33 protein-coding genes and 2 tRNA genes are annotated in these 26623 nt (G+C 52.8%); 24 read left to right on the top strand and 11 right to left on the bottom strand.

The genetic code is table 11. From position 1 onward, the window contains the following. Positions 1-467: 467 nt before the first annotated feature. Positions 468-683, bottom strand: a complete 216-nt coding sequence (locus tag SYNC_RS14130) for a hypothetical protein (RefSeq protein WP_148201811.1) — start codon at positions 681-683, stop codon at positions 468-470. Here SYNC_RS14130 and SYNC_RS02650 point away from each other — a divergent pair. Then, entirely contained in the window at positions 663-2117 is a 1455-nt protein-coding gene (locus SYNC_RS02650) for a glycoside hydrolase 100 family protein (protein WP_041426339.1), read from the top strand. The genes SYNC_RS14130 and SYNC_RS02650 overlap by 21 nt on opposite strands. A 76-nt stretch (positions 2118-2193) precedes the next feature. On the opposite strand, the gene petD is transcribed toward SYNC_RS02650, so the two are convergent. Together petD and petB are read right to left on the bottom strand one after the other, a co-directional pair. After that, positions 2194-2676: a cytochrome b6-f complex subunit IV gene (petD, locus tag SYNC_RS02645; RefSeq protein WP_006854933.1), complete on the bottom strand. Its 483-nt coding sequence runs from the start codon at positions 2674-2676 to the stop codon at positions 2194-2196. Positions 2677-2753: 77 nt separating this feature from the next. After that, entirely contained in the window at positions 2754-3410 is a 657-nt protein-coding gene (gene petB / locus SYNC_RS02640; protein ID WP_006854932.1) for a cytochrome b6, read from the bottom strand. Between the two features lie 67 nt (positions 3411-3477). Between petB and ctpZ the strand changes: the two genes are divergently transcribed. The 7 genes from ctpZ (at position 3478) to SYNC_RS02610 (ending at position 8241) form a co-directional block, all read left to right on the top strand. Then, a complete protein-coding gene (gene ctpZ / locus SYNC_RS02635; protein ID WP_011618503.1) occupies positions 3478-4776 on the top strand; it encodes a carboxyl-terminal processing protease CtpZ in 1299 nt (432 codons plus the stop codon). Beyond that, entirely contained in the window at positions 4773-6029 is a 1257-nt protein-coding gene (locus tag SYNC_RS02630) for an HD domain-containing protein (RefSeq protein ID WP_011618502.1), read from the top strand. Before ctpZ ends, SYNC_RS02630 begins: the two co-directional genes overlap by 4 nt. Positions 6030-6056: 27 nt before the next feature. Beyond that, a complete protein-coding gene (gene minC, locus SYNC_RS02625) occupies positions 6057-6758 on the top strand; it encodes a septum site-determining protein MinC (RefSeq protein WP_041426337.1) in 702 nt (233 codons plus the stop codon). 40 nt (positions 6759-6798) lie between these two features. After that, positions 6799-7614 (top strand): septum site-determining protein MinD, encoded by an 816-nt coding sequence (minD, locus tag SYNC_RS02620; protein WP_011618500.1) that lies wholly within the window; start codon positions 6799-6801, stop codon positions 7612-7614. A gap of 4 nt (positions 7615-7618) precedes the next feature. Further along, complete coding sequence (minE, locus tag SYNC_RS02615) at positions 7619-7903, top strand: cell division topological specificity factor MinE (RefSeq protein ID WP_011618499.1); 285 nt, start codon at positions 7619-7621, stop codon at positions 7901-7903. Between the two features lie 6 nt (positions 7904-7909). Continuing rightward, complete coding sequence (locus SYNC_RS13700) at positions 7910-8179, top strand: response regulator transcription factor (protein WP_011618498.1); 270 nt, start codon at positions 7910-7912, stop codon at positions 8177-8179. Further along, positions 8170-8241: transfer RNA gene (locus SYNC_RS02610), tRNA-Thr, on the top strand. The genes SYNC_RS13700 and SYNC_RS02610 overlap by 10 nt, the downstream gene beginning before the upstream one ends. A gap of 198 nt (positions 8242-8439) precedes the next feature. Here SYNC_RS02610 and SYNC_RS02605 read toward each other — a convergent pair. From SYNC_RS02605 to SYNC_RS02590, 4 genes are read right to left on the bottom strand one after another with little or no spacing between them, the layout of a single operon-like run. Further along, the gene (locus tag SYNC_RS02605; RefSeq protein WP_011618497.1) at positions 8440-9057 is read right to left on the bottom strand and encodes an L-threonylcarbamoyladenylate synthase; all 618 of its coding nucleotides are present in this window, start codon (positions 9055-9057) and stop codon (positions 8440-8442) included. Next, positions 9054-9974, bottom strand: coding sequence for a peptide chain release factor N(5)-glutamine methyltransferase (gene prmC / locus SYNC_RS02600; protein WP_011618496.1), 921 nt, complete (start codon positions 9972-9974; stop codon positions 9054-9056). The genes SYNC_RS02605 and prmC overlap by 4 nt, the downstream gene beginning before the upstream one ends. A gap of 9 nt (positions 9975-9983) precedes the next feature. Beyond that, positions 9984-11090 (bottom strand): DNA-processing protein DprA, encoded by a 1107-nt coding sequence (locus SYNC_RS02595; protein ID WP_011618495.1) that lies wholly within the window; start codon positions 11088-11090, stop codon positions 9984-9986. Between the two features lie 29 nt (positions 11091-11119). Continuing rightward, complete coding sequence (locus SYNC_RS02590; protein ID WP_011618494.1) at positions 11120-11569, bottom strand: acyl-CoA thioesterase; 450 nt, start codon at positions 11567-11569, stop codon at positions 11120-11122. A 52-nt stretch (positions 11570-11621) separates the two neighbouring features. Between SYNC_RS02590 and SYNC_RS02585 the strand changes: the two genes are divergently transcribed. Next, complete coding sequence (locus SYNC_RS02585; protein WP_011618493.1) at positions 11622-12470, top strand: universal stress protein; 849 nt, start codon at positions 11622-11624, stop codon at positions 12468-12470. 28 nt (positions 12471-12498) lie between these two features. On the opposite strand, the gene psbM is transcribed toward SYNC_RS02585, so the two are convergent. Beyond that, positions 12499-12609 carry a photosystem II reaction center protein PsbM gene (gene psbM / locus SYNC_RS02580; RefSeq protein WP_006854919.1) on the bottom strand — a complete coding sequence of 37 codons (111 nt, stop codon included), beginning with the start codon at positions 12607-12609 and terminating at the stop codon, positions 12499-12501. A 60-nt stretch (positions 12610-12669) separates the two neighbouring features. Further along, positions 12670-13263 carry a 2Fe-2S iron-sulfur cluster-binding protein gene (locus SYNC_RS02575; protein ID WP_011618492.1) on the bottom strand — a complete coding sequence of 198 codons (594 nt, stop codon included), beginning with the start codon at positions 13261-13263 and terminating at the stop codon, positions 12670-12672. 117 nt (positions 13264-13380) lie between these two features. Between SYNC_RS02575 and psbB the strand changes: the two genes are divergently transcribed. From psbB to SYNC_RS02525, 10 genes are all read left to right on the top strand, one after another. Then, complete coding sequence (gene psbB / locus SYNC_RS02570; protein WP_011618491.1) at positions 13381-14943, top strand: photosystem II chlorophyll-binding protein CP47; 1563 nt, start codon at positions 13381-13383, stop codon at positions 14941-14943. Positions 14944-14964: 21 nt separating this feature from the next. Next, positions 14965-15060, top strand: a complete 96-nt coding sequence (locus SYNC_RS02565; RefSeq protein WP_006854916.1) for a photosystem II reaction center protein T — start codon at positions 14965-14967, stop codon at positions 15058-15060. A 135-nt stretch (positions 15061-15195) separates the two neighbouring features. Further along, positions 15196-15672, top strand: coding sequence for a transcriptional regulator NrdR (nrdR, locus tag SYNC_RS02560; RefSeq protein WP_011618490.1), 477 nt, complete (start codon positions 15196-15198; stop codon positions 15670-15672). Between the two features lie 101 nt (positions 15673-15773). After that, positions 15774-16874 (top strand): 30S ribosomal protein S1, encoded by a 1101-nt coding sequence (locus tag SYNC_RS02555; RefSeq protein ID WP_041426335.1) that lies wholly within the window; start codon positions 15774-15776, stop codon positions 16872-16874. Between the two features lie 13 nt (positions 16875-16887). Then, entirely contained in the window at positions 16888-17679 is a 792-nt protein-coding gene (locus tag SYNC_RS02550; RefSeq protein WP_011618488.1) for an HAD family hydrolase, read from the top strand. Between the two features lie 37 nt (positions 17680-17716). Next, positions 17717-18976, top strand: coding sequence for a methionine adenosyltransferase (metK, locus tag SYNC_RS02545; protein WP_011618487.1), 1260 nt, complete (start codon positions 17717-17719; stop codon positions 18974-18976). Between the two features lie 10 nt (positions 18977-18986). Continuing rightward, positions 18987-20264, top strand: coding sequence for an FGGY-family carbohydrate kinase (locus tag SYNC_RS02540; RefSeq protein WP_011618486.1), 1278 nt, complete (start codon positions 18987-18989; stop codon positions 20262-20264). Between the two features lie 165 nt (positions 20265-20429). Then, a complete protein-coding gene (locus SYNC_RS02535; RefSeq protein ID WP_011618484.1) occupies positions 20430-20717 on the top strand; it encodes a DUF2470 domain-containing protein in 288 nt (95 codons plus the stop codon). A 151-nt stretch (positions 20718-20868) separates the two neighbouring features. Continuing rightward, positions 20869-21366, top strand: a complete 498-nt coding sequence (locus tag SYNC_RS02530) for a ComF family protein (protein WP_148201810.1) — start codon at positions 20869-20871, stop codon at positions 21364-21366. Between the two features lie 30 nt (positions 21367-21396). Then, positions 21397-21469: transfer RNA gene (locus tag SYNC_RS02525), tRNA-Phe, on the top strand. A 117-nt stretch (positions 21470-21586) separates the two neighbouring features. On the opposite strand, the gene SYNC_RS02520 is transcribed toward SYNC_RS02525, so the two are convergent. Next, positions 21587-21781, bottom strand: coding sequence for a hypothetical protein (locus tag SYNC_RS02520; RefSeq protein ID WP_041426334.1), 195 nt, complete (start codon positions 21779-21781; stop codon positions 21587-21589). A gap of 516 nt (positions 21782-22297) precedes the next feature. Between SYNC_RS02520 and SYNC_RS02515 the strand changes: the two genes are divergently transcribed. The 3 genes from SYNC_RS02515 (at position 22298) to SYNC_RS02505 (ending at position 24487) form a co-directional block, all read left to right on the top strand. After that, on the top strand, positions 22298-22774 hold the full coding sequence (locus SYNC_RS02515) for a hypothetical protein (RefSeq protein WP_237699254.1): 477 nt from the start codon (positions 22298-22300) through the stop codon (positions 22772-22774). A 292-nt stretch (positions 22775-23066) separates the two neighbouring features. Then, on the top strand, positions 23067-23729 hold the full coding sequence (locus tag SYNC_RS02510) for a hypothetical protein (protein WP_148201809.1): 663 nt from the start codon (positions 23067-23069) through the stop codon (positions 23727-23729). A 503-nt stretch (positions 23730-24232) separates the two neighbouring features. Beyond that, positions 24233-24487 carry a hypothetical protein gene (locus SYNC_RS02505; protein ID WP_041426870.1) on the top strand — a complete coding sequence of 85 codons (255 nt, stop codon included), beginning with the start codon at positions 24233-24235 and terminating at the stop codon, positions 24485-24487. On the opposite strand, the gene SYNC_RS02500 is transcribed toward SYNC_RS02505, so the two are convergent. Further along, positions 24479-24907: a hypothetical protein gene (locus SYNC_RS02500; RefSeq protein ID WP_011618478.1), complete on the bottom strand. Its 429-nt coding sequence runs from the start codon at positions 24905-24907 to the stop codon at positions 24479-24481. The genes SYNC_RS02505 and SYNC_RS02500 overlap by 9 nt on opposite strands. 602 nt (positions 24908-25509) lie before the next feature. On the opposite strand from SYNC_RS02500, the gene SYNC_RS02495 reads away from it, so the two are divergent. After that, positions 25510-25962, top strand: a complete 453-nt coding sequence (locus SYNC_RS02495; protein WP_011618477.1) for a hypothetical protein — start codon at positions 25510-25512, stop codon at positions 25960-25962. Further along, positions 25952-26530, top strand: a complete 579-nt coding sequence (locus tag SYNC_RS02490) for a hypothetical protein (RefSeq protein WP_041426332.1) — start codon at positions 25952-25954, stop codon at positions 26528-26530. Before SYNC_RS02495 ends, SYNC_RS02490 begins: the two co-directional genes overlap by 11 nt. Positions 26531-26623 lie beyond the last annotated feature (93 nt).

Genomic DNA, 26623 nt, shown 5'->3' with positions numbered 1-26623 from the left:
CTTTTGGTTCTCACCTCAGATTGACTTGCTTCACCCACGGGCCCAGCACTGGCGTACTGGTCGCAGTTGTCGCCCCCTTCCTCTGACAGAAGGATTCACAAGAGTGCAAATTTAGAATCTCTTCCTCGTTTGACTTTCCAGGATCTCAGATCCGGTCGTTGCTCCACATTGCGCACACCGACAACTCAATGGTTCGTGAAAACCCTCAAGTTGTAAGCACAATGCTTCTCTGCAACTAAAATGTTGTTGACGGGACCTCACACCTTTATCGCAATATCATTTAGTTCGCATTAAAACCTTTCGGCCTTAACTCGAACTAAACGCGATAAAAGCGTCAGTTCCTAAACTTTTTAATTGTCCAGGTTCTGGCTTTGCGTCCCCTTTCAGAGACGTGCGGCCTGCGGTCTCGCGACCGCCTTTGAAACTTACAACATCGTGGGATCGCTCCCCCAATCTCGTAAGCACCCTCAGAACACTTCAAGCTTTCGCTCTTTGCATCCCTCGGCTGCGCCTCGGAGTGTTACTCCCCCGCGCAGTCCAAAACCATAACCCAACACACACCCTCTTTGCAACCTTGGAGGGATGAGAGCATCTCCAGACTTGCTTCCACTGGCCAGAGCAAAGTCCATCACTAAGTTTTGAACAATGGTCGCAAAAGCACCATGGCCGAACGCTTCAGCCAACAGAACCAGCGGGTCCGTCCCAGCTCCAAAGAAGATCAGGTCGTTCAAAAGGCCAAAGAGCATTTCGAACGCACGCTGATTCCGATTGCTGGCAGCCTGGCAGGAAGCGTTGCTGCTCTCCAGCACCCTCGTGACGACGAGGCCCTCAATTACGGCGAGATCTTCCTGCGCGACAACGTGCCAGTGATGGTCTACCTGTTGACGCAAAAAAGGTTCAAGGTCGTCAAGCAGTTCCTCAAGATCTGCCTCGACCTGCAGAGCACTACCTATCAGACCCGTGGTGTATTCCCAACAAGTTTTGTTGAGGAGAACGGTGAGCTCATTGCCGATTACGGACAACGTTCAATCGGACGGATCACATCTGTCGACGCCAGTCTCTGGTGGCCAGTCCTCTGCTGGATGTACGTCAAAGCCAGTGGGGACGAACAATTTGGATCCACCCCAGGCGTCCAACGAGGGGTCCAACTGTTGTTGGACCTCGTTCTTCACCCCACGTTTGAGGGCACGCCGGTGCTGTTTGTTCCGGATTGTGCGTTCATGATCGATCGTCCAATGGACGTATGGGGTGCACCCCTTGAAGTCGAAGTGCTCCTGTACGCCTCCCTTCGTTGCTGCTCCCAGCTCATGGAGCTCGGTCTACGGAATCAAAGCAGTCGCCTGCTCGATCAACGTTTGGTGCTCACACGCCAGTGGATTCATGACCTCCGCAAGTTCTTGCTGAAGCACTACTGGGTAACCAGTAAAACGATGCAAGTTTTAAGACGAAGGCCCACGGAGCAATACGGCGACAATCAGCACCAAAACGAATTCAATGTGCAGCCACAAGTGATCCCTGATTGGCTGCAGGATTGGCTTGAGAACCGCGGTGGCTATTTAATCGGCAACATCCGTACCGGTCGACCCGATTTCCGTTTTTACAGTCTTGGCAATTCCCTGGGCTGTCTCTTCGGACTCCTGACAGCACCGCAACAGCGTGCACTGTTTCGCCTCACGCTTCACAACCGCAATCATCTGATGGCGCAGATGCCAATGCGGATTTGCCACCCACCCATGGAAACGTTGGAGTGGCAAAACAAGACCGGATCAGACCCTAAGAACTGGCCATGGAGTTACCACAATGGTGGCCATTGGCCGAGCCTTCTTTGGTATTTCGGAGCTTCGATTCTTCTCCATGAGCGCCGTCACCCCAATGCAGACATCCTGCTGATGGGGCAGATGAAGGCGATGCTTGAGGATTGTTACTGGAGCCAGCTCAACCAACTGCCAAGACAACAATGGGCTGAATATTTCGATGGACCCACAGGCACTTGGATGGGCCAGCAATCACGCACTTATCAGACCTGGACCATCGTTGGATTTCTTCTGCTCCATCACTTCCTTCGGGTCAATCCTGATGATGTGGACATGCTCGACCTTGACGGACCGAGCGGATAAAACAACAGCTCAAAACAACACCGCACAAAAAAACCCCTAGCCATGGGCTAGGGGTTTTTTACTGAAGCTGGTTTGCTCAGAACAAACCGAGAGTCAGTGACTTGTCGATAGGCATCGCAGCACCGATTCCCAAATAGATAGTGGTAGCTGTACCGAACAAGAAGACTGCCATCGCGATAGGACGGCGGAATGGGTTCTGAAACTTGTTAAAGCTCTCAATGAATGGAATAAGCATCAAACCAAGGGGAACCAAGGTTTGCAGTGCGATACCAAGAAGCTTGTTAGGAACAACCCTGAGGATCTGGAACACCGGATAGAGGTACCACTCAGGGAGGATTTCAAGCGGTGTTGCGAACGGATCGGCTTTGTCGCCCAGCATGGCTGGATCTAAGACGGACAGACCGACAATGCAGGCAATGGTGCCAAGAATGACTACAGGGAAGATGTAGAGAAGATCATTGGGCCATGCCGGCTCACCGTAATAGTTATGACCCATGCCTTTGGCGAGCTTGGCCCGCAACTTGGGGTCGGTGAGATCAGGCTTCTTGAGAATATGCATGGTGCGAAGCGGTAATGAACGAACGGTAAGTGGGAAAGTTCGAAACTTGAATCAGTGCGTAAAGCAACTGAGATGGATCACAAAGGACCAGAAATGCCCTGCTTACGGATCATCAAGAAGTGCATGAGCATGAAGACAGCAAGCAACCAAGGCATCACGAATGTGTGAAGGCTGTAAAAGCGAGTGAGTGTGGATTGGCCAACACTTTCTCCACCACGCAAAAGCTCAACCATGAAATCACCAACCACTGGAATGGCAGCGGGGACTCCGGAAACGATCTTGACGGCCCAATAGCCAACTTGATCCCAAGGAAGTGAGTATCCGGTAACTCCGAAGGAAACCGTGATCACAGCCATCGTCACACCAGTCACCCAAGTGAGCTCACGGGGACGCTTGAAGCCACCCGTGAGGTACACACGGAAGACATGCAGGATCAGCATGAGCACCATCATTGAGGCGCTCCATCTGTGAACTGAGCGAATGAGCCACCCGAAGCTCACGTCTGTCATCAGGTACTGAACTGAGCTGTAAGCCTCAGCCACAGTGGGCTTGTAATAGAAAGTCATCGCGAACCCGGTCGCGAACTGAATCAGGAAGCAAACAAGCGTGATGCCGCCCAGGCAATAGAAAATATTGACGTGGGGCGGAACGTACTTGGTGCTGAAGTCATCAGCGATGTCCTGAATTTCAAGACGTTCCTGGAACCAGTCGTAGACAGGTGAGGAGTTCGCCATGCAAAGGTCGGTTTGGATTGCGAGAGTCTACCGATGACGATCCAACCGACGCGACAGAATGAAGCTGATGTTGCCGATTGTTAATTACATGAGAAAAGGCCTGCGGCAGCTGGCCTCCGGCTTGGCCTCCCTTTTGCTTTGCAGCCTCTTAATTCCAGCGCCTGCTCTGGCTCTCAACGATGCCCAGCAGTTGGTGGTGGAAACCTGGCGCCTCGTGAATCAGAGCTATGTCGACCCCTCGACTTTCGACCGTATTCACTGGAAGCGTTTGCGACAGAAGGCTCTCGAGAAGACGATCGAAACCAGCGAGCAGGCCTACAGCGCCATCGAAGCCATGCTTGAGCCCCTCGATGATCCATACACACGTCTTTTGAGACCTGACGATTACTCCGTCATGAAATCCAGCAACTCGGGAAGCCTGAGTGGAGTAGGGCTTCAACTCGGCCATCACAACGATGAAGATTCAGTCGTTGTGATCGCGGCACTCGAGGGGTCACCCGCCGCTGACGCTGGCGTGGTCAGCGGCGCGGCGCTGCTGGCAGTGAACGGAGAATCGACCGCTCTGCTGGGACTCGAAACCACAGCGGCACGCTTACGAGGGGATGTAGGAACACAGGTTTTGCTGACTGTGCAACCCCCAAATGGAGAGCCGGAAGAACTCACATTGGAACGACGCAATGTTGACCTGCGCCCCGTTCGCACACGCCGTCTTCGCAGTGACACCCACACCCTTGGCCATCTTCGAATCACACAATTCAGCGAAGGCGTACCGAATCAAGTTCAAGAAGCCTTGCAGGAACTCACCGACAAAGGAGTGGAAGGGGTAGTTCTTGACCTTCGGAACAACTCTGGAGGGCTCGTCAGCGGTGGACTCGCTGTTGCTGACGCCTTCCTAAACCAAGAGCCCATTGTAGAAACACGCAATCGAGATGGGATTGCTGATCCCATCCAATCGAACCCAATCACGTTGTACGACGGTCCGATGGTGACCTTGGTCAACGCCGGCACCGCGAGTGCCAGCGAGATCCTCGCGGGGGCCCTTCAAGACAATGATCGGTCACTGCTGCTCGGCAGTGAAACCTTCGGCAAAGGACTCATTCAGACCCTCACCAATCTGAGCGATGGCAGTGGTTTGGCCGTCACTGTTGCCGGCTATGTCACCCCAAGCGGACGTGACATTCAGGGGCAAGGAATTACTCCAGACCGTTTGCTAGATCAGCCCGAGCCGCTGAATCCGGGTGGCGAGGGAGACCGCTGGCTAACGGATGCCGCACGGGTGCTGGAGGCCATCATCGATCGACAAACTGCGGAATCTCCCCCAACAACTGATCTCAGCAATGAAGAGGAGATGGCAGCAACGGCATGAGTAGCCGCACTTATCACGACCCTCTTCATGGCGGCATCGCGCTCAATACAGACGACCCAGCAGAAGCGCTGGTGCTCGAGCTCGTTGACGCAGCTCCCTTCCAAAGGCTTCGGCGCATTCGCCAGCTCGGGCCCGCATTTTTAACCTTCCACGGCGCGGAATCGAGCCGGTTCACCCACTCTCTTGGCGTGTTCCACATCGCACGACAGGCCTTTCAGAGCTTGTTGGCCATGGATCCGTCACTGGAACTTCATCGGGGCGTGCTCTATGCAGCAGCCCTGCTCCATGACTTGGGTCATGCGCCCCTGAGCCACACCGGCGAGGAAATGTTTGGCACCCACCACGAACATTGGTCAGCACGCATCGTTCGAGAGCACCCGGCGATCCAGGAGCCACTCGAACGATTCCAACCGGGAAGTTCAGAAGCCGTGGCCGCACTTCTAGAGCACGGCAGCACACAACGCAGGGTGATTAAGGACCTTGTTAGCAGCCAACTCGACTGCGACAGACTCGATTACTTGCTGCGCGATAGCTACAGCACTGGGACGAGCTATGGCCAGCTTGATTTAGAGAGAATCCTGGCAGCACTCACCCTGGCGCCAGATGGAGAACTCGCTATTCATCCCAAGGGTCTAATGGCCGTCGAGCACTACCTCGTGGTGCGAAACCTGATGTACCGCAGTGTTTACAACCACCGCCTCAATGTGGTCTGCAATTGGCTGCTGGAACAAATGATCCGTCTAGCCCGTGAGCTAGGCCCCAATGATGTCTGGACAGATTCCACGATGCACAGCTGGCTTTGGTCTGCCCATGAGCTCGACCTGGAGTCCTACCTCGCCAACGATGACCTGCGAACTGGCTATCACTTGTTGCGCTGGCGAGAGGAAGCCCCTCGCCCGCTCGCTGATCTCTGTGATCGGTTTCTCAACCGACGACTATTTAAAGCACTGGATGTAGACAGTCTTTCAAAAGAGAAACAGCTCGAATGCTTGGCCCAAGCCAGGGGATTAGCCGAAGCGAAAGGTTTAGATCCGAGTTTGTGCTGCGGACTACGGCATCAACAATTACGTGGGTATCACCCCTATCGAGGGGGGCTAAGGCTCTGGAATGGCCAGCAACTTCAAGCGCTTGAGCAAAGCTCAGCACTGGTTAGAAGCCTGAGCACACCGGCCAGCACCAGCTGGCTGATTTATCCAAAACAGATCGGTCAGGAACTGAAACGAAAGGTGGGCCAATACCTGGCGCACATCTAACGTCAGCCTCCACTCTTGATCACGTCGGTGGCTTTGACCCAAGGGACCTTTCAAACTGCATGCCATCGCCTAGTTTTGCCCACCAATCGGCACATCCCTTGGCAGGACACCCTGGCGGACCAACTCAATGGTCTTGAGGGAAAAGATCTTGAATTGGATAGCGGGGAGTGGTTGCTGAATTGCCGAGTGCTCGCTGCCTTTCAAGCCCAGCTTGAGGAACGTCAATGTCGATTGCTGTCGATCAAAAGCTGCAATCCACATACCGTTGTCAGCGCGAACGCGCTTGGCATTCCAGCTCAGCTCATGACGCCGCAGCCCACTGATCCTCGTCCTGAAAGTCGCGAAGAACAGCAGGCCCCAGCCCTGTTGATCCATCGAGCAACCCTGCGATCGGGAGACCATCTGAAAGCTCGTCATCACGTTTTGCTCATTGGAGATGTCAATCCAGGCGCTCAAATCAGCGCAGGAGGGAACGTCCTGATCTGGGGACGCCTCCGTGGCTGTGCTCATGCGGGTGTTCAAGGCGATTTGAATGCACGCATCACGGCCTTACAGCTCCGTCCGCTTCAGCTACGAATCGCGGATCTAGTCGCCAGAGGACCAGAGGAAAAACCCCAACCTGGTCTGGCGGAGGAAGCGCGGATTGTGGATGGAGAGATTGCAATCGAGCCTGCTGATCCCCGCAGTGACTTAACAATTCAGGAGCTTTCTTTCGATTTGAACAATTAAGGGCACTAGCCCTTAACCTTGCCAAATCAACCGCGACAACGTGACGTCAAATTCGCGAACGATCTTGATCTGCTCCGGCAAGGGGGGCGTTGGGAAGACAACCCTGACGGCAAACTTGGGGATTGCCCTAGCCCAGCGAGGGTCAAGCACCGTTGTTCTGGATGCCGACTTCGGTTTGCGCAACCTTGATCTGTTGCTTGGACTCGAGAATCGCATTGTCTACACAGCGCAAGAGGTCTTAGCCGAGACCTGTCGCTTGGACCAGGCCCTTGTAAAGCACAAGCAAGTCCCCAATCTGGCGTTGCTGCCGGCTGGCAACCCTCGGATGCTCGAGTGGCTCAAACCGGAAGACATGCAGGCCATTGCCTCCATGCTTGAGAAACGATTTGAATATGTGTTGATCGACTGCCCTGCGGGCATTGAAGACGGCTTCAAAAACGCCGTTGCAGCTGCCCGGGAAGCCATTGTGATCACCACTCCTGAGGTTTCAGCAGTGCGAGATGCAGATCGTGTGATCGGCTTGCTCAACACCCACGGGGTGAACCCGGTCCAGCTCGTCCTCAACCGAGTAAGGCCGAAAATGATGGCCAATCAAGAGATGCTGGCTGTGGATGATGTCACCGACATCTTGGCCCTCCCCTTGCTCGGATTAGTGCTGGAAGATGAACAGGTGATCGTGAGCACCAATCGGGGCGAACCTCTCACCTTGAATGGAACAAAATCACCAGCAGCCAAGGCCTACGGCAATATCGCTGGCCGCCTTCAAGGCGAGGACATTCCATTGCTGGATCCTTCCAAGGAGCGTTCGGGCCTACGGGCCACAGTGCGCCGCTTGATGCAAACGAAGATCTTCTGAGCTGATGACTCTCCGTGACCTTGTCGACAAATTGCTTGGGCGTCAACCAGCGAGCGCCAGTACTGCCAGAGACAGGCTTCAACTTGTTCTGGCTCACGACCGCAGTGACCTAAGCCCTGAGCTTCTCGACCAAATGCGTCGTGAAATTTTTGAAGTGGTGGCTAAATACGTCGATATCGACCTAGAGGAAGGGGATGTAAGCCTGGAAACCGAAGATCGTGTAACGGCCTTAGTTGCCAACTTGCCGTTTCGTCGACCAATTACTTCAGCACCTCCCAAATCTGACTAACGGGGAATGGTTCTAGAAGCATCTCCAGACCTTATGGCTGAGCAAGGCTTCACCCCAGCAGAAACCGCCGTGGTCCAACTCCTTCTTGAGGGGCTTAGCAATCGGGCCATCGCTTCCAGACTGGTGGTGAGCATCCGCACTGTGGAAAGTCACATCAGCAACGCTCTCGATAAAAGTGGGTGCCGTTCGAGACTTGAGCTTTCAATGTGGTGGCTCAGAAACCATTCAGAGTCCACAAGAACGCGCAGCGTTAAACTCCCAACAATGCCGGCTTAGCTCAGTGGTAGAGCAGCGCTTTTGTAAAGCGAAGGTCATCGGTTCAAATCCGTTAGCCGGCTTCAGACACGATCTCTAAGGGCACGATCAGCTCTTCTTCTGCGCGGTGGGTCATCGGATTGAGCGACCTGTAAAAATCCAGATCCCAATGAAGACAATCATCCATGGAAGCAGGTTGAAACCAACCAATGGCGTAAGCAGTTGGACCACCGGTTCATACAGCCAGTGCATGGCCGTTTGGAGCAAAATCAACGCAGCGATTAACCAGAGCATTCGGGAAGGCTCACTACACCTACTGGCATCACAGCGCCTCTGCGCAGGCAATGCCAGTCTTGAGGTCCTCGCCAAGCAATCACCGAGCTCGCTTGACAAGAAGGGGCTGGCCAAGGGATCGGTGCAAGCAACGGCAAGTCTGGAAATGCGCCAGCAGCCTCCGTTTCGGTTCGACTGGCGGGCTCTCCCGAAAGGTTGGCACTGGTCGTGGCAAGCGGACCGCTGCAACGCAGAAGATCCAACATGGGCTTACAAGCCGGGATGCGCAAACCAAGGGTTGCGCATCCCGGGTTGAGCGTCTCTGCGCAGGGACCAAAGGCTGGCAAGACCAGGGTGAGAGCTCCTGGCCAGTGCCGTTGCGCAAGTGCACTGGCATCGGCTCGAGCAACGGGGGAGACATGACACAACAACGCATCAACGTCAGCACCCATCAGGATCAACGGCTTGTCCTGTGGCCGTTTTTTCAATCTCCAAATTTGAGCCGCCTGCTCTGGCATCGAAGCCAATGCCGGGAGGGTGTCTGTTGGGAGTAAGGCTGCGCCGCCAGCACGCAAATGCGCTTCGGTTCGATCGCGATCGAACAGATTGAGGGGATTGATCGTCATCGTTCATCCCTCTGCTGGTCGTAAGCGATAGGTTCGCAAGACCGCTGCGCAAGAGCAAAGCGAGGGATGCCCTGAAGGTCATAACGGGCTTCTGGCCGTTCAAGACCTGCATCACTGAGCAACTTCAGCACCATCGCACTCTGGTCATGGTGATGCTCCAGAAGGATCCATCCGCCTGGAGCTAGTGCTCTGCTGGCATCACGGATGATCTGCCTGCAACAGTCGAGTCCATCCTCACCACCACAAAGAGCCAAATGAGGCTCATGGTCTTTAACAACGGGAGCAAGTTCATCCATCACAGCCGTCGGGATATAGGGCGGGTTACTGAGCACAAGGTCTATCTGCCCCCACCATGGTTTGAGCGGTTCCCACCAGCTGCCGAGATGGAGTTGCCAATCACTTTTGCCAGCTAGGGCGATCAGATTGCGTTCGGCAAGAGCAAGCGCACTGCCACTGGAGTCCACGGCATGGCCCTGCCAGCTAGGGAAAACACGGGCAAGAGCCGCCGCCAAAGCTCCCGATCCTGTTCCCAAGTCGGCCCAGATCCCTTCTACATCGCGAGCATCCTCTGGCAAACACTGCAAAGCCAACTCGATGAGCAGCTCAGTTTCTTGACGGGGGATCAAGGCGTCGGACGAAACCTCCAGCTCAAGATCTCGCCATGGACAAATGCCAACCAAGTGCTGAAGAGGAATGTGATGATCGCGATGCTGGGCCCAAAGATCCGTGAGGTGATGCAACGAGGAACTCAGCTCGATCTCAACGTCTGGGCAAATTCGTAGCTTTTGAAGATCACTCCACGAGCAATCTGCGGCGATCGAAAGCAGCCAATCCAAATCCACAGGGCGTCCACCCTGACGGATCAGCTCCCGCCTCCACACCAGTAGATCTGTTCCCTTGCAGCGGATAACGCCCATTGGAACAACTTAAACGGACCGCCAACGCAGTCCAGGCTTGGGCTCAATAACACCCGCGAGCTCGAGTTGCAACAACTCATGCGCCAATTGAGTGGGACTGCAGCTGAGTGCTGCAGATAGCTGCTCAAGGGTGAGCCCTTGATCAACGCCACGCAGAAGCGAATGATTCCGATCGACTGAAAACCGGGATCGGTCCAATGTCATCGACGCAGTCCTCGCGGCCGCAAGCGGCCCTGGACCTAGGGCCGCAATCAATGATTCAGGCGATAGCAAGGGTGTTGCCCCCTCCTGCAACAAACCGTTGCTGCCCTTACAAGACCAACGCAGCGCATCCCCTGGAACCACCCAAACAGGACAATCTTGAGTATGAGCAATCTGGGCTGATAGCAGTGAGCCGCTTGTCTCTGGGCACTCAACCACCACTAGGGCACAAGACACACTCACCAGAAGACGATTCCGCAAAGCAAAATTGGATCTCTGCACCCGCGCACCGCGAGGCCATTCGCTCAACAACAGGCCAGCAGACTCCACTTGGGCCTGCAGGGCCTCATGCTCAGGCGGATACACACGATCCAACGGCGTACCCAACACACCTACTGGAAGTCCACTCGCTGCAAGACAACCATGGTGAGAGGCGGCATCAATTCCCTCGGCAAGACCACTCACCACGGGCCAACCAGCACGGGCGAGGCACTGACCAAGAGCATGCGCCATCCGACAGCCATGATCCGATGGTCGGCGCGTTCCCACCACCGCTACAGCCTTTTGAGCGGATAAGAAAGGCCAGCACGCCTTCTGCCCCGACCAGTGCACAGCAAGAGGAGGGCGCTGCAAGGAATCAAATGCGATCGGCCAGTCCAAATCCAGGGGGAAAAGAGCATTGTCTGGAACCAAAAGGCTGGGGAGAGCTCCTTTGCTCAGCCGATAAGACTCGACACGCGCCATCAAGGAGTCAGGCCAGCGAAGCGCTCCTTGCAAACGAACAAGAGGCCATGACCACAAATCGGCCAAGGTCACCTGATGGGCATTAGCAACAGCCCTCAGCGCCCTAATCCTGGCAACACCGAGTCCGGGGCATGAGATCCATAACCACCACCAGCCACGCTCTCCCAACAATTCATTGCAAGTACATCAGTACTACTACATCATCGATCTGGCCCCTGGGTCAATCGCTGTAGCGCTGTGGCAACGGATGGCGGCGGTCGGCGCAAAACCTGACGTCGTCCACCGTCGAGACGGACCAACACCAACTCCACATCCGCCTCGAAAGCACAATCACCATCGGCCACCAACAGACGCGTCCGCCAGCGCCAGCGGGGGCCCTCAGGAGGAAGCGCATGGCTTTCAAGCACAACCTGGTCACCATGCAACAGGGCTCGCTTGTAAGACATCTCCAAGCGCACCACTGGCATTTCCAACCCTTCAAGCGCCATCACTCGGTAGGGAAGCCCCACAGCCGCGAGTGCTTCCACACGGGCTTCTTCCAACCAACCGACATAGGCGCCGTGCCACATCACACCGCCGTGATCTGTGTGCTGTGGCAGCACACGCTTGTGTAATTGCCAAGGAAGGCGCGTAACGCTCTCAGTCACCATCAGCACGGTCTGGTGCATCAGCCATAGGCTGACGCAGACCTAACTCTTCATCGTGTTCAAGAATCTTCTGATTGCTGATTCCGGCAAAGGGCATGTCGGAGAAATGGTGCGAATGCTGCGGGACCTTCCAGGGTTCAGGACTGCTCGTATCAACCTGCTCCACGTGGTCTCTGAGCAAGGCAAGGTCAACGCAGAAGATCATTGGACAACAGCTGGGAGCCTGCTCGCAAAAGCTGTGAGTCAATTAGGGCTTGACCCCAATGAAGTGAATTCGATCATCCGCCAAGGGGATGCCAAGCAAACCGTCCTCAAGGTGGCTGAAGAAATCAATGCAGACTTGATCGTGATGGGATCCAGAGGCCTTGGTCGCCTGCAGTCGATCCTGTCCAACAGCACAAGCCAATACGTGTTCCAACTGTCAACACGTCCAATGCTGCTGGTCCGTGACGACCTATACGTCCGCCACGTGAATCGCCTCATGGTGACCATTGACGGAACTGGTGTTGGCGACGATGCGCTTCGGATTGCCTGTGAAATGGTTCGCGACATCCCAGGCGGACAGCTCACCGGAGTTCACATTGCGAGGCAAGATCTATCAGCATCCCGTGGCGGCGACAACAAAGCCGATGGATTGCTTGCTGCTGCGGTGCAACGCGCTCGGAGCCTGGGCGTTGAACTCAAGCCAATGCACATGGCGAATCCGGACATCGGCCGAGGAGTCTGCCAAGCAGCCGAAGAAATTGGAGCCGACCTCGTCGTGATCGCATCACAAGACAGGCGACCCCTTGTAGCCAGAGGCCTCGTGGATCTGGACAAGCTCCTTGGCGGCTCGATCAGCGATTACATCCGAGTCCACGCGCCTGCTCCGGTTCTTCTGGTCCGCGAGCCAGAAAAGAACTGAAGCGGACCATCCATGAACCAACAGTTGATCAGGAGGAACCTTCTCGGCTGTTGGTCTGGATGAACAAGACGATTAGAAACACCGTCGGAACCAGGACGAACATGAGGCTGGCAACGAAGCCGAGATCGTTGGTTTCCATGGGCGATTAATGGTGCAAGGCCGAACGTATCATCGTTCGGGAGCAACGATGAGCTTCAGCTCACCCCTCGTCACTGGGCGTAGCAGCCGAAGCGGAATCAGTCTCCTGTTTCGAGCCTTCTTCAGCGTCTTCAGCGCCCTCGACAAACGGCCACGCAGTTGGCCCTGCTGGCAGGGCTTCTGAGCGAGCTGCTGCTTTTTTCTTATCGAGTTCAGCCAAACGAACTTGCGGGCGTGTCAACACGATCACGGATTGCTCCACCAACGCTTGACAAGCCAATCTCCAGGACTCGGGACGCCGCCTGAGCTTGTTGTCTTCAACAACGGTTCTTGCCGTTAAAGGCGCGTCGGCATCGGATCCCACAACATCGACGAAACAGGTAATGCACTGACCGCATCCACCACAATTCCCGAGCTGTCCCTTCAAGCCGTAAAGCTCGATGTTTTCTCGCAGAGCGACGTCGCGCAAATTTTCACCGGGATAACACTCCACATCACGTCCTTCACGCAGAAAACGAATGACTGGCATGGAGTGCCCCAGCAATAAACGCCCACTTTGCGCCCAAAGGTTGCGTTTTGTAACCCCCTCGGCCAGACCCGAATGCGGCAGGCAAGGGACGGAAGCACTGACAGGACTGCGGGGAAAACAAATCAAGGGGGCTCAACACAAGACATTGCAGCTCGCGACAACACACCCCACTCAATTGGGCGAACCCCCTACGATCGCTTGGTCTGTCTGCATCAGCAGCTCCGTTCCACCTGAACCTGACCCATGGGATTGCCCTGGTATCGGGTGCACACCGTCGTCATTAACGACCCCGGCCGACTCCTGGCCGTGCACCTCATGCACACTGCCCTCGTTGCCGGCTGGGCCGGCTCGATGGCCCTCTACGAACTAGCAATTTTTGATCCATCGGATCCAGTCCTGAACCCCATGTGGCGCCAGGGCATGTTTGTCATGCCCTTCATGTCGCGACTTGGCGTTACCGGAAGCTGGGGAGGTTGGAGTATCACCGGAGAAACGGGAGTCGATCCTGGCTTCTGGAGTTTCGAAGGCGTTGCAGCCGCTCATATCGTCTTCAGCGGTCTCTTGATGCTTGCTGCGATTTGGCACTGGACGTATTGGGATCTTGAAATTTGGCAAGATCCCCGTACGGGCGAACCAGCTCTTGACCTTCCGAAAATTTTCGGCATCCACCTTCTCCTCGCAGGACTTGGCTGTTTTGGATTTGGTGCCTTTCACCTCACAGGTGTCTTCGGACCTGGAATGTGGATCTCTGATCCGTATTCATTAACGGGTCACTTAGAAGCGGTTCAACCATCGTGGGGGCCAGAAGGCTTCAACCCGTTTAACCCAGGCGGGATTGTGGCCCACCACATTGCCGCAGGCATCGTGGGAATCATTGCCGGTATTTTCCACATCACAACGCGACCGCCGGAGCGCCTCTACAAGGCCTTACGGATGGGAAATATTGAGACTGTGCTTGCCAGCGCTATCGCAGCTGTGTTCTTCGCTGCCTTCATCGTGGCTGGAACCATGTGGTACGGCGCCGCTGCCACTCCTGTCGAACTGTTTGGCCCCACTCGTTATCAGTGGGATCAGAGTTACTTCAAGACAGAAATCAATCGCCGCGTTCAAACGGCCCTTGACGAAGGCGCCTCCATTGATGAGGCCTACGCAGCCATACCCGAAAAACTGGCTTTCTACGACTATGTCGGCAACAGTCCTGCCAAAGGCGGCCTGTTCCGTGTTGGTCCGATGGTGAATGGAGACGGTCTCGCCACCGGATGGATTGGTCATCCTGTCTTCACCGACAAAGAAGGACGTGAACTTCAAGTGCGTCGTCTTCCCAACTTCTTCGAGAACTTCCCAGTTGTTCTTGAAGACAACGACGGCATCGTTCGCGCAGACATTCCGTTCCGTCGTGCCGAAGCCAAGTATTCCTTCGAACAGAAGGGAGTTACAGCAACCGTTTATGGCGGTTCTCTCGATGGCAAGGTCTTCACTGATCCTGCTGACGTGAAACGCCTGGCCCGTAAGGCCCAACTCGGTGAAGGTTTTGAATTCGATCGCGAAACCTATAACTCGGACGGAACGTTCCGCAGTTCACCACGCGGCTGGTTCACGTTCGGGCACGCAACTTTCGCCCTGCTCTTCTTCTTCGGCCACATCTGGCACGGTGCTCGCACCCTCTACCGTGACGTGTTCGCAGGAATCGACCCAGATCTTGGCGAACAGGTTGAATTCGGCCTCTTCCAAAAACTTGGCGACAAATCCACCCGTCGCCTACCCGAGGGATATGTTCCTCCCACGGGATCCACACCCCTCAGCTGATCGCTCTCTAGGAGACTCTCGATGGAAAGCTTCGCTTACATCCTCATCCTCGGCCTGGCGATTGCCACCTTGTTCTTCGCAATCGCATTTCGCGATCCACCGAAGATCGGTAAGTAGTCCATCCAGCAGATCTAACCCCGCTCAAAAGCGGGGTTTTTTTATTGCTCAAATCAGATTTTTATTTCTCAAACACTTTTCAAGGCTCCACATGTTCTATACAATGTGAAGTATTCAAATTGGATTGATTAGGGCATGCAGTGCCCCTCCTGCCAAAACACGGATAGCCGGGTTCTCGAGTCGAGAGCAGCCGAGGGCGGAAGAAGTGTGCGTCGGCGTCGTGAATGCCTAAATTGTGAATTCCGATTCACGACTTACGAGCGGGTAGAGATGGTTCCAATCACCGTGATCAAACGCAATGGTCATCGTGAGATTTTTAACCGCAGCAAACTGCTTCACGGCCTAAGCCGAGCCTGCGAAAAAACTGGGTTAACGCCAAGCAAACTCGAAGAGATCGTTGACAATCTCGAACTCAGTCTTCAGCAAAGCAGTAGCCGTGAGATCACCAGTTCAGAGATTGGTGAGTTGGTGCTGAGTCATCTCAAGGGGCTCAGCGAAGTCGCTTACGTGCGTTTTGCCTCGGTGTATCGACACTTTCGAAGCGTTAGCGATTTCGTCTCCACGCTCGAGGGGATGAACGCAGACAAAGCTGAACTCGCCGCACTCGTCTAAAAAGCAAGGCTGTTCTGTAAAATTAAAAATTACTGACCCTTTGTCGGCGGGCGCTGGGTCAATTTTTATCGCACTGTCCTCGGGCAGACCGCCATCCATCCATGACTGTTACCCCAACCGATCCGGCTCAGGATCTCGCTGTGGACTCAACCACTCCCATCGACGAGAGCACTGCCGTCGAAGCCACAGCGGACCAAGCCGATTTCGGAACGGACGAGGATCTCAGCATCCCGGAAGACATTCCTACTGCGGATGATCCCAGCAGTCGTGCCAACCCTAAGGATTTGGATGGAGCCGGCTTCACGATTGATGATTTCGCCTCACTTCTTAGCAAGTACGACTACAACTTCAAGCCAGGCGACATTGTTAACGGCACAGTATTCGCGCTGGAGACAAAGGGGGCAATGATCGATATCGGCGCCAAAACAGCCGCATTCATGCCACTCCAAGAGGTCTCTATCAACAGAGTGGAAGGTCTCAGCGACGTGTTGCAACCCGGTGAGATTCGGGAATTCTTCATCATGAGTGAAGAGAACGAAGACGGCCAACTCTCTCTCTCGGTTCGCCGTATCGAGTATCAGCGTGCCTGGGAACGGGTGCGTCAGCTGCAAAAAGAAGACGCCACCATTTATTCAGAAGTGTTCGCCACCAACCGTGGTGGTGCGCTCGTTCGGGTGGAAGGCCTGCGCGGCTTCATCCCTGGATCCCACATCAGCACGCGCAAACCTAAAGAAGAGCTGGTTGCAGACTTCTTGCCTCTCAAGTTCCTCGAAGTCGACGAAGAGCGCAATCGTTTGGTTCTCAGTCATCGCCGCGCCCTGGTCGAGCGCAAGATGAATCGCCTTGAGGTCGGCGAAGTGGTGATCGGAACCGTTCGTGGCATCAAGCCTTACGGCGCGTTTATCGACATCGGTGGGGTGAGCGGTTTGCTTCACATTTCCGAAATCAGTCACGAGCACATCGAAACGCCCCATTCCGTGCTGAATGTGAATGATCAAATGAAAGTGATGATCATCGATCTAGATGCTGAACGCGGTCGGATCTCACTCTCTACCAAGGCACTGGAGCCAGAACCCGGTGACATGCTCACCGATCCTCAAAAGGTCTTTGATAAGGCAGAGGAAATGGCTGCTCGCTACAAGCAGATGCTTCTTGAGCAAGCGGAAGAAGGAGAAGAGCCCTTGAGCTCGATGATGGTCTGAGCTGCATGAGCCCATGGCTCATTTATCTCTTAGAGGCCATTCACTTGGCTTAATCCATGGGGTGCTGTTCGACAAGGACGGCACCCTTTCCCATAGCGAACCCCATCTCATTGAGCTGGCCGACGCCAGGATTGAGGAAATCATTCGCGTCTTTGCCTCCCGTGGCGCATCAACCGACGTGCAAAGTCAACTCGAGGGATTGCTTAAGCGCGCGATGGGCCGCTGCGACTCCGGCTTGATTCCCGATGGACCATTGGCCGTCGCTTCGCGTCAACACAATCTGTTGAGCACCGCAACGCTTTTCTGTCTCTTTGATCTCAGCTGGCCTCAGGCACTCGTACTCGCAGAAGAGATTTTTGACTCCGTAGACCGCCTCCACAAGCACAACGCCACGAAAGAAAGCCTCAGCGCCAGAAACCCTCTGCCCCATTCAAGAGAATTGCTCAACGAGCTGCACAGCGCAGGTGTGATCTGTGCCGTGATCAGCAATGACACCCAGCATGGAATCGAACAATTTCTTCAAGACCATGGCTTGAGCGACTTCATCACAGGAATCTGGAGCGCTGATGACACCCCATGTAAACCAGACCCAGGGGCCGTGCATGGTCTTTGCAGACAATTGCATTTGGATCCATCTCAGTGCGCACTGATCGGTGATGCCGACTCAGATCTGCTGATGGCACGCCGCGCAGGCATTGGTTATGCACTTGGGTATGTGGCGGGATGGCATCGCCCCCCCGACCTGACATCCCATCAATATTTGATCCATCACTGGCAAGAGCTAAGGGTTGAACAAGCTCTGTAGGGGCAACCCGTAAAATCCCACCACGCCCTAACCACTTATGAGTCGATACGTTTTCACTTCCGAATCCGTAACGGAAGGACATCCTGACAAGATCTGCGATCAAGTCAGTGATGCCGTACTGGATGCTCTCCTAGCCCAAGACAGCACAAGCCGGGTGGCCTGCGAAACGGTTGTGAATACCGGTCTTTGCATGATCACAGGTGAAGTCACCTCCAAAGCCCAAGTGGATTTTATCCATCTTGTACGCGATGTGATTCGAGATATCGGCTACAGCGGAGCGCGAGCCGGTGGCTTTGACGCCACGAGCTGTGCCGTACTCGTTGCCCTTGACCAACAATCCCCTGATATTGCCCAGGGCGTTGATGAAGCCGATGATCACGCCGGCGATCCCCTCGACAAAGTCGGAGCTGGTGATCAAGGAATCATGTTTGGCTACGCCTGCAATGAAACGCCAGAGCTGATGCCTTTGCCCATCAGCCTTGCCCACAGACTGGCAAGGCGCCTGGCCGAAGTCCGCCATAACGGAACACTCGATTACCTGCTCCCTGACGGCAAGACCCAGGTGAGCGTTGTCTACGAAAACGACAAGCCAGTTGAGATCGACACCATCCTGATCTCAACCCAACACACCGCCGAGGTGACTGGTTTAACCGATGAGCAAGAGGTGCGAAATCGCATCAGTGAAGACCTTTGGACTCACGTTGTCCTGCCAGCGACTGCCGACCTACCTCTGAAGCCCGATCGCGCCAATTGCCGCTATCTGGTCAACCCCACCGGCAAATTCGTGGTCGGTGGTCCTCAGGGTGATGCCGGTCTCACGGGTCGAAAAATCATCGTCGACACCTACGGCGGCTATGCCCGTCACGGTGGTGGTGCCTTCTCAGGCAAAGACCCCACCAAGGTGGATCGCTCCGCTGCTTATGCCGCACGATACGTAGCAAAAGCACTTGTGGCAGCGGGTCTTGCGAATCGTGCAGAAGTTCAACTGAGCTACGCCATTGGAGTGGCCAAACCGGTATCGATCCTTGTGGAGTCTTTCGGCTCAGGCAAGGTGTCCAATGCTGAGCTCACAGACCTTGTACAAGAGCACTTTGACCTTCGTCCTGGAGCCATCATCGAGCAGTTCAAGCTGCGAGAAATGCCTTCCCTCAACGGTGGACGCTTCTACCGCGACACGGCTGCCTATGGCCATTTTGGCCGCCCAGATCTCAACTTGCCCTGGGAAGACGTCGGTGACAAAGCGGCTTCCCTGAAGCAAGCGGAAGCGAACCGCATCCAATCCGGAAGCAGCCTCTAGGCCCAAGACCATGAGCCAAGATCCGCTGGTGCTCGGCATTGACCTAGGCACCAGCGGTGTCCGAATTGCTGTCATCGACAGCAACTTTGCTCTGCTCCAGACCGAAAGTTCGCCGTACCAGATCGGTCTGATCAACCCCTTCGACTGGCGAGAGCGATGTTGCACATTGATCGGGCGCCTCAAGCCCGATTATCGACATCGCCTTAAAGCCATCGCCGTGGATGGCACCTCAGGAACATTGCTGGCATGCGATCAACAGGGCCTGCCCCTTGCGGATGCTTTGCCCTATTCATTCTCATGCTCAACATTCGCTGATCAGCTCGAAAAATTGAGTCCACAGGGTGGACCAGCTTCAAGCACCAGTGGGAGCCTTGCACGGGCGCTGCACCTATTCGACCAACACAAAACCAAAGCCCCTCTCCTGCTTCGCCATCAAGCCGACTGGATAAGCGGGTGGCTTCTTGACAATTGGAGCTATGGGGAGGAAGGCAACAACCTTCGACTGGGATGGAACCTGAGCAAAAGAGCTTGGCCAGACAGCTTCATCAGCCAACCCTGGTGGGATGCACTTCCAGAGATTCGCGCCAGTGGCTCAGTACTTGGCCCCCTTTCGTCCCAACGCGCCAAGGATCTAGACCTGCCAGAGGATCTACTGGTTGTCGCTGGAACAACAGATTCGAATGCGGCCGTTCTCACAGCTGATGCTGAAGACGACGAGGGCATCACAGTGCTGGGAAGCACCTTGGTGCTTAAACGGTTCACCGATCAGCCCCTCGCTCCTTGGGCAGGGACCTCCAACCATCGCGTGGGGGGCCGTTGGTTATGCGGAGGAGCCTCCAATGCGGGTGCTGCGGTGCTGAAACAACTCTTTCCTGATATCGACCTCGCTGAACTTAGCCGTCAGATCGATCCTGATCAAAACAGCGGCTTACAGCTGCGCCCACTTCCCAGATGCGGAGAGCGATTTCCCGTTGATGACCCCCAGCTCAAACCCATACTCACACCCCGTCCTGTCAGCGATTCCCTCTATCTGCATGGCCTTTTAGAGGGATTAACGCAAATTGAACACGCGGGATGGCAACGCCTTACAAGCCTTGGAGCCGATCCGCCAAGAAAGATCGTGACCCTTGGAGGTGGAGCGCGCAATCCTCAATGGCGTCGCCTGCGCGAGCGCCAACTCGGTGTTCCGATCCGCAGTTGCAACACACCTCCAGCCGCCGGAGTCGCGCGTCTGGCTCTGCAGGCTGTGAAAGCACCAGACAAGACTCATCATCTAAGGGAGAATTAGACGAGCATCACCGAACCCTTGCCCAACCGACTTCGTGACGGCCTAGCCCTTGGCCTGTTCATCGTGCTTGCCGGATATGTGGGATTCAGCGGGTTTCGGCTCGCCATTCTGCTCTGGCAACGCTTTAGCTGAGCCACGACCCCCCTCACCTTCGCCCCTTCAACCATGACCGCTGATCCGCTTACCCCCGCTGTTAGCGAACGCATTTGTCGTCACATGAATGATGACCATGGCGATGCAGTGCTTCAGTTCGCCCTCCATTACGGAGGGGTTAGTGCTGCCAATATCGCCACCATGACGGCCGTCAATGCTGACGCGATGAGCCTTGAGGTAGACGGGAAACCCCTCAGGATTCCATTTGATCACACACTCACTGACAGTGAGGATGCCCACCGCACCATGGTGGCCATGCTGAGAGCCATGCCCTCTGACGGGAGCAAAGGGGAATCCTGAAGGCAGTCGTTCTGACGCTTTGCTTACTGCACTCCAAGATTGCCTACAAGACCTGTTCGTTGTGCCTTCTTGCCCGATTTGCAAGAAGGTGATCCAAAGCCATCAACAAGCTGATCACCCCTGCAACGAGTGCACCCAAAAGCTGGGCCTCATGAAATTGGGACTGAGGGGGATCACCCCTGTTCGTTTCAACGCGGCCGGTTGGTATCGGGGAGAGCTTCGCAGCGAAATACTGCGCCTACGGCGCAATCAAGACTTATCAGGACTGAAGGCGATTACTTTCGCTCTGCAGCGAATCCTTCCGGCGAATGCTCTCTTGGTTCCAATCCCCAGTTGGAAAGCGGATAAGCGATCCAATCCGCTGCCACGATTGATCTGCCGGAGCCTTGAACGAACCACCAAGACGCTGCTGGAACGTTGTCGGCCAACCGTGGGCCAACACCACCTCAGTCGCAGTCAACGGCTTGTCAACATGCAATCTGCCTTCGCAATCCATCCAGATCAACGATCTAGGTGCATTTCTGCAACACCCACTTGGATTGTCGATGACATCCTCACCAGTGGAGCCACAGCTCAAGAAGCAATCAAAACGTTAAAGAACGCGGGGTGGGAGGTCAGGGGATTGATCTGCCTAGGGCGCACCCCGTGATTTAAGATTCCGGTGTCGCGAAAGCGACGTGCCGGGATAGCTCAGTTGGTAGAGCAGGCGACTGAAAATCGCCGTGTCCCCAGTTCAAATCTGGGTCCTGGCATTGACTGCAACCTGATGAATACAGCAACGCTGTGACGCATGGGTTGAAGATGAATCACCACACCGTCTAAACAGTTGACTTGATGAATTGATCTGCAGTAGGGCAGAGCCATCATCACTAGTCAATTTCTGGACGACGGCGCCCTGCATGGATGGTGGCCACCTCTGTGATCTCCTCAATCACTAAGTGCTTCCTCCAATCCTGAGACCCATTGAGCAACTCATCAAGTTCCTCGGACGTCATTTTTTTGTCAAGACCGCCAAGGGTTCCCTTGATGGCGCACTTAATGATGACCTCTTGCTCGTATGTCATGAAGCAAACGCTGAAGCTGCCATCCTGCCGAAGCGGTTACACCGCTTGATTCCTGACTAGCCACTCTGAGCCTGTCATACAAATGCAAGGAACATCCATTCCGTTCAGCGCCTTGAGCCAATGACTTCGTAGCAGCAGCGAACAGCCTGACATTCTTGCGTTAATGAGCAAAAACCTAAACGCGGGATGAACAAAAAGAATGTAGAAACAACTTTGGCTTTGAATTCGACAATCCCGCAAGCAAGCACAATCTTCGACCGACCAACCCAATGGGTCACATCAAACCTTCAACGCTGAAAGGAAACAGCTCTGTGAAAAATCTCATGCAGGATTGGATTGGCACAGAAACAAAGCAATCAGACAACAGTCCTCCAGCTCAGACGTTGCATACTCAGAGCAAAAGCGCTTACCCTCATGAGAAATATCAACAACTATTCTTGTGAATAGATATCAATGCATAGCAAGCTAAACAAAGAACTTGAATCGCGGTCCATCCAATTAGCAGCTTTAGCCGAGATGCAGCCTGACGATCGGATCGCAAGGATCACTTGGGACAGAATCCAAGACGATTTAGAGCAAAGCGACAGTATGGTGTATGGAATGAGATTTTGCATCGCAAATATCACGACATTCATCAAGACATCATTCAAAGAAAATGAACACACCATTGCCGCTCAAAAATCATGCCATCAACTAATCATTCGTCTCGGATGGGGCAAAGAAGAAGTTTTATCAAAGGAGCAGTCAAGCAAGGTATTTATCGATTACATCAAAGATGTTGTCTCTATGTACAACGATATAAAACAGAAGCACTGTGAAAATGCCCAGTGCATTCTTGCCATGAATATGAATTCGATGCTCCTACAAGACCTCGAGTATCTGATGAAGCAAAGCCCTCAACGACAACGAAGCCTCACTCCGGCTCTTGAAACGACGGCACAACTGAGGGCACAAATGGTTCAGGTGTTTGGCTGGGACAGCTTAGAAGCATAAGAAGGAAGGGGTTACACCCCAGAAACCACAAAGAAGTCAAACACTGGATGCAGCCCATCACCTTTCGCTTGGATCCTGAGCCTGAATAGAGAAGAGTGTTAGGTGCTCGCATCTCAGCCGACCCCAGCCTTGAGTCGATACAAGCCTTGAGTCGATACAAGCCTTCACGGACTAATGAGTGGAATAAAATCAACGAAGGAGAGGAGTGGAAGTGCTTAAAAACTGATCAGGTCCCACATGGCGCGGTAAAGTGAAAAGATTGCATCTTCCAGGAAAACTCTCCATAACCCACATGAGTTTTCTTCTTACTAGTCGATCCGGCCATTTATGTGTGAATGGCGAAAGGGTCTTAAAACAACACACGGATGGCATCTTTCCATCGAGTCAATTTTGTAATGGAGACCTCTCAATCCCTTCAACAGATCAAAACATCCTGACGATTTCTCAGTGCTTCCTTGATCTCTACATTAATCCAATAGGCATGCTTCAAGAGAAGAGAGCGAAAGGGAAAAAGTGGTTGCATTCCACTCTTGAGATCGAAAGCAAGTTTGAAAAAACAAACCGAACCGATAACAAAGAGAGCCTATCGAAAGACTCTCTCCATACATCGACTAATCAGACAAGAGGATGGCACTTGTTCACAATGCATACACTGCATCGCTTCTTCTGGAAAGATTTTGATTGCATCCGAGGCTCTCACAAACATGAAGAGACTGATGACTACCACTGGTGGCTTGAAAATAGCAGTGGTGACATCATCGATCTAACTGAAGAGCAATATCGAGCAGGAAAACTCACCACACTGAGAGATCAAGGGAAGAAGCTCAAACCACTGGGCCAACGATATTCCTCAACATCAAGAACCATGGCATATCGAATAACAGAAGTTTTATCTTCGCATCGCTACGATTCCAGCCTTATTGATCAGTACGCAAATGCTTACATGAGACGCTAAAGGCGAGATTGCAAAATTCAAACACTTACAGACCTCTTCTCAATACACATTAACTTTATTTGTCACATTGGAAAATTATAATTTAAAATGCGAATCCCATCGACAACCGCTAAAGACAAGTCAAATAGGGTCAAAAATCCTTTCAATTATTGACTATTCAGGTGAGGCCAAACAGTGCCTTGACGTCTTCGTCCATAAACTCAGCTCAACAGTCCATGGAACGACCTGGCGTCAGCTCCTTCAAAAGCAGCAAGGTACGGGCGCTTGCAGCCTTTGGAATTGCAAGAGATTAGAGTTCTTCAGTCCATGGACCCCAAAAGAGTGCGTTGGGTCAACCAAATAACAAGTCCTTAGAATTGAGGTATTGAATCAAAAACGAGCAAGAAAGCATTCAAAGCACATTAAGACAACACACTGTTCCACCGCTTTGAATGCTTAGAGTGGCCAATTGTCGCAAGGCCTCCAGATCAAATCTAGATTCTGAAATCTACATCCAAAACCCAATGATTCGCGTACCAATCGATGATGATCGCACTTTTAATAATCCAGACGGATTTGCGATGGTGTTCGACCGAACATGGAAGCAATCAGCAAACGCAGAGGAATTTGCTGAGCTTTCCATTGATCAACGCATCGATACGGTGATTAAAAAAATGGATGACCATCCATTTTTGAAGACAGAACCTGAGCAAGCTCGTCAGATCGCCATCTTCAGAGTTCGATTGCTCAACCTGGATGGATCAAACCAATCAGGCTGAAAGAAGTTCGTCGCTCTGATCCAGGTCTAGATCCAAAGTTTCTAAGGGTGGTTCCTGTGAATCGTTGACGTACTCCGTTTGCTCCAAATCAAAATTCTCAGGTTCATCCTCATAGTTCTCTGAGTCGTCATGGGAATCGATCACCACCCCGAGGCGAGGATTCTCGACATGCGCGTCCTCTTCAACTTGCTCACTCAACAAGCCACGGAGTTGCACGAGCCTATCGCTGCTATCAGCAAGCAATAAAAAGCTATCAGAATTCTCATCCTGATCCGGCTCAACAGACTCCAAACGCGAAGCGAGTTCGTTATGTCGTTCTTCAAGCGCAAGCAATCTGAGCGTCAAAGATTCAGCAATTTCACTAATCATGTGAAGTTGACCGCTCAACTGCGGAATCGTGTCATGACTAGAATTGGCCATGGGAGAGATCTCCGTACTGATCGAAAGCTGATGATATCGATTACGATGAAATTGTCCACTGCAATCTCAAACCTTGGCATGAGAAGGGGTTTGAGAGTAAGTAGAAATACTAAAAGCCAAAAGGCAAATACGAACCAATACAAGAAAAAGAGGGTTAACAACGAAACCTAAACTGGACGAAAGCTGCCCGGAAAGAAACTAACCACTTCTGTGCTCACGCTAATCAAGAGTCAGTACTCTCCGTGCTGGAAAGCCTTGAAGAACACGTCAAGGGTCTCCAAAGTCAGATTTTTATCAGGGATACCCTTCAAGATCGAGCGACCAATTAGTGATCGACCGATGGTAATGAGCCAAGAAAACTAACAAAAGGGCTACAGAAACAGAGATAAGCAGCATTTAGAACACAAAAAAGACAGGGCTTTAGCATAAGAAAAACCAAGGAAATTCAGGCAAGCCAGAAAAGAAGCGACCAATCAACAAAAAGAAGATGAGGATTTATAAAGATTGATGATGAAATTCGGGATTAGCGACGGAGACCAGGCAATAACGAAGAAAATATAAGAATAAGAACTGAAAGCCTAGAGAAAGAGGAGATCCTACAAATGGAGAGCACAGTCGAGCAGACACTCTCAAACCTGCTCAAGAATAGCTCCGAGGAGAAAGAGGTTCACTACAACATCGGGAACGAAATTTTAAGGCTAAACTTAAAGCCTGAAGACATCATGCTGTGGAGAGAAACACTGAAAAACATTTCCAACCCTGGGAATGTATTACTTGCATGCGAAAGTAATCAAGTAGATTTATCGACCACGAAATTAACATGGATCGTTGGCGCAGCAATACGCTCTACAAAGATCGGGAAAACAAGCGAAATAGCAAACTTGCTAAAATCGCTCGATATCCCAAATGATATTGCCGAAGCAGTCTGCAAATATTGCCCAGGACTTGGATCAGAGGTAACCTGGGCATTCTACTTAGAGCGCCATGGCTGGCTAACAGCATCTCCAATTATTGACATCAAACAACTAGGAAATTGGCAAAAAGATGGAAAATAATCCATCTCAAACATTAAGAGAGCTAGCAAAGAAAGCAGAACTATTTGGGTTGCACAAAAGCAGCCTGATACTAGAAAAAAATCAAAAAATACTTGACTTGGCCAACAGAGAAAAAAGACTACTGAGCACCATAGAGCTGAATAGCCTCTGCGAGCAATCGCGTTGCGATTCAATAAAACTCGAAGAATTACAGCATAGACTACCCGAATTAATTAATAACGCAAAAGAAACTCTGATCAGAAAGATCCCAAACATCACAGAACCAGGTGGATCACTCTACCCAAAAGAAAGAGCAGAGGCATGCTGGAGAGATTGCTTTCACTTTGCAAGAATAAGCATCTACGGAACAGCTGCAGGATACACAAACATTACTGACAAAGAGGGAGTAAAGGCAATCCAAGAATTATATAAAATACTAGAAGTACCCATAGATGCATTAATAATTTGCCTGAAAGAGCTACAAGAAAACTGCAAAAAAGTATATTCAGAAAGAAAAGAAAAGAAGGACCTGAAACTACTGGATGGATGCTTCAACCATCTAGTAGAAAAGATAGAATGCATCAAATAAAAACAAGCGTCAAAACAATGTAAAACAATAAAAAGATGGCGAAATTTGACAAATCAAAGGGACTCAATGATTCGCACGAATCAACACAGTTCA

The sequence above is a fragment of the Synechococcus sp. CC9311 genome (assembly GCF_000014585.1).
Lineage (GTDB): Bacteria > Cyanobacteriota > Cyanobacteriia > PCC-6307 > Cyanobiaceae > Synechococcus_C.
The sequence above is the reverse complement of the archived record's forward strand: the minus strand, read 5'-3'. Positions and strand labels throughout refer to the sequence as shown.

What these genes read in the sequence shown, in the direction of transcription:
- SYNC_RS02650 (WP_041426339.1), top strand. Translation starts at nt 663, where the DNA reads ATGGCCGAACGCTTCAGCCAACAGAACCAGCGGGTCCGTCCCAGCTCC.
- petD (WP_006854933.1), bottom strand. Translation starts at nt 2,676, where the DNA reads ATGCATATTCTCAAGAAGCCTGATCTCACCGACCCCAAGTTGCGGGCC.
- petB (WP_006854932.1), bottom strand. Translation starts at nt 3,410, where the DNA reads ATGGCGAACTCCTCACCTGTCTACGACTGGTTCCAGGAACGTCTTGAA.
- ctpZ (WP_011618503.1), top strand. Translation starts at nt 3,478, where the DNA reads ATGTTGCCGATTGTTAATTACATGAGAAAAGGCCTGCGGCAGCTGGCC.
- SYNC_RS02630 (WP_011618502.1), top strand. Translation starts at nt 4,773, where the DNA reads ATGAGTAGCCGCACTTATCACGACCCTCTTCATGGCGGCATCGCGCTC.
- minE (WP_011618499.1), top strand. Translation starts at nt 7,619, where the DNA reads ATGACTCTCCGTGACCTTGTCGACAAATTGCTTGGGCGTCAACCAGCG.
- SYNC_RS13700 (WP_011618498.1), top strand. Translation starts at nt 7,910, where the DNA reads ATGGTTCTAGAAGCATCTCCAGACCTTATGGCTGAGCAAGGCTTCACC.
- SYNC_RS02605 (WP_011618497.1), bottom strand. Translation starts at nt 9,057, where the DNA reads ATGACGATCAATCCCCTCAATCTGTTCGATCGCGATCGAACCGAAGCG.
- prmC (WP_011618496.1), bottom strand. Translation starts at nt 9,974, where the DNA reads ATGGGCGTTATCCGCTGCAAGGGAACAGATCTACTGGTGTGGAGGCGG.
- SYNC_RS02590 (WP_011618494.1), bottom strand. Translation starts at nt 11,569, where the DNA reads ATGGTGACTGAGAGCGTTACGCGCCTTCCTTGGCAATTACACAAGCGT.
- psbM (WP_006854919.1), bottom strand. Translation starts at nt 12,609, where the DNA reads ATGGAAACCAACGATCTCGGCTTCGTTGCCAGCCTCATGTTCGTCCTG.
- psbB (WP_011618491.1), top strand. Translation starts at nt 13,381, where the DNA reads ATGGGATTGCCCTGGTATCGGGTGCACACCGTCGTCATTAACGACCCC.
- SYNC_RS02565 (WP_006854916.1), top strand. Translation starts at nt 14,965, where the DNA reads ATGGAAAGCTTCGCTTACATCCTCATCCTCGGCCTGGCGATTGCCACC.
- nrdR (WP_011618490.1), top strand. Translation starts at nt 15,196, where the DNA reads ATGCAGTGCCCCTCCTGCCAAAACACGGATAGCCGGGTTCTCGAGTCG.
- SYNC_RS02555 (WP_041426335.1), top strand. Translation starts at nt 15,774, where the DNA reads ATGACTGTTACCCCAACCGATCCGGCTCAGGATCTCGCTGTGGACTCA.
- SYNC_RS02550 (WP_011618488.1), top strand. Translation starts at nt 16,888, where the DNA reads ATGGCTCATTTATCTCTTAGAGGCCATTCACTTGGCTTAATCCATGGG.
- metK (WP_011618487.1), top strand. Translation starts at nt 17,717, where the DNA reads ATGAGTCGATACGTTTTCACTTCCGAATCCGTAACGGAAGGACATCCT.
- SYNC_RS02540 (WP_011618486.1), top strand. Translation starts at nt 18,987, where the DNA reads ATGAGCCAAGATCCGCTGGTGCTCGGCATTGACCTAGGCACCAGCGGT.
- SYNC_RS02535 (WP_011618484.1), top strand. Translation starts at nt 20,430, where the DNA reads ATGACCGCTGATCCGCTTACCCCCGCTGTTAGCGAACGCATTTGTCGT.
- SYNC_RS02530 (WP_148201810.1), top strand. Translation starts at nt 20,869, where the DNA reads ATGAAATTGGGACTGAGGGGGATCACCCCTGTTCGTTTCAACGCGGCC.
- SYNC_RS02520 (WP_041426334.1), bottom strand. Translation starts at nt 21,781, where the DNA reads ATGACATACGAGCAAGAGGTCATCATTAAGTGCGCCATCAAGGGAACC.
- SYNC_RS02515 (WP_237699254.1), top strand. Translation starts at nt 22,298, where the DNA reads ATGCAGCCTGACGATCGGATCGCAAGGATCACTTGGGACAGAATCCAA.
- SYNC_RS02510 (WP_148201809.1), top strand. Translation starts at nt 23,067, where the DNA reads ATGAGTTTTCTTCTTACTAGTCGATCCGGCCATTTATGTGTGAATGGC.
- SYNC_RS02505 (WP_041426870.1), top strand. Translation starts at nt 24,233, where the DNA reads ATGATTCGCGTACCAATCGATGATGATCGCACTTTTAATAATCCAGAC.
- SYNC_RS02500 (WP_011618478.1), bottom strand. Translation starts at nt 24,907, where the DNA reads ATGGCCAATTCTAGTCATGACACGATTCCGCAGTTGAGCGGTCAACTT.
- SYNC_RS02495 (WP_011618477.1), top strand. Translation starts at nt 25,510, where the DNA reads ATGGAGAGCACAGTCGAGCAGACACTCTCAAACCTGCTCAAGAATAGC.
- SYNC_RS02490 (WP_041426332.1), top strand. Translation starts at nt 25,952, where the DNA reads ATGGAAAATAATCCATCTCAAACATTAAGAGAGCTAGCAAAGAAAGCA.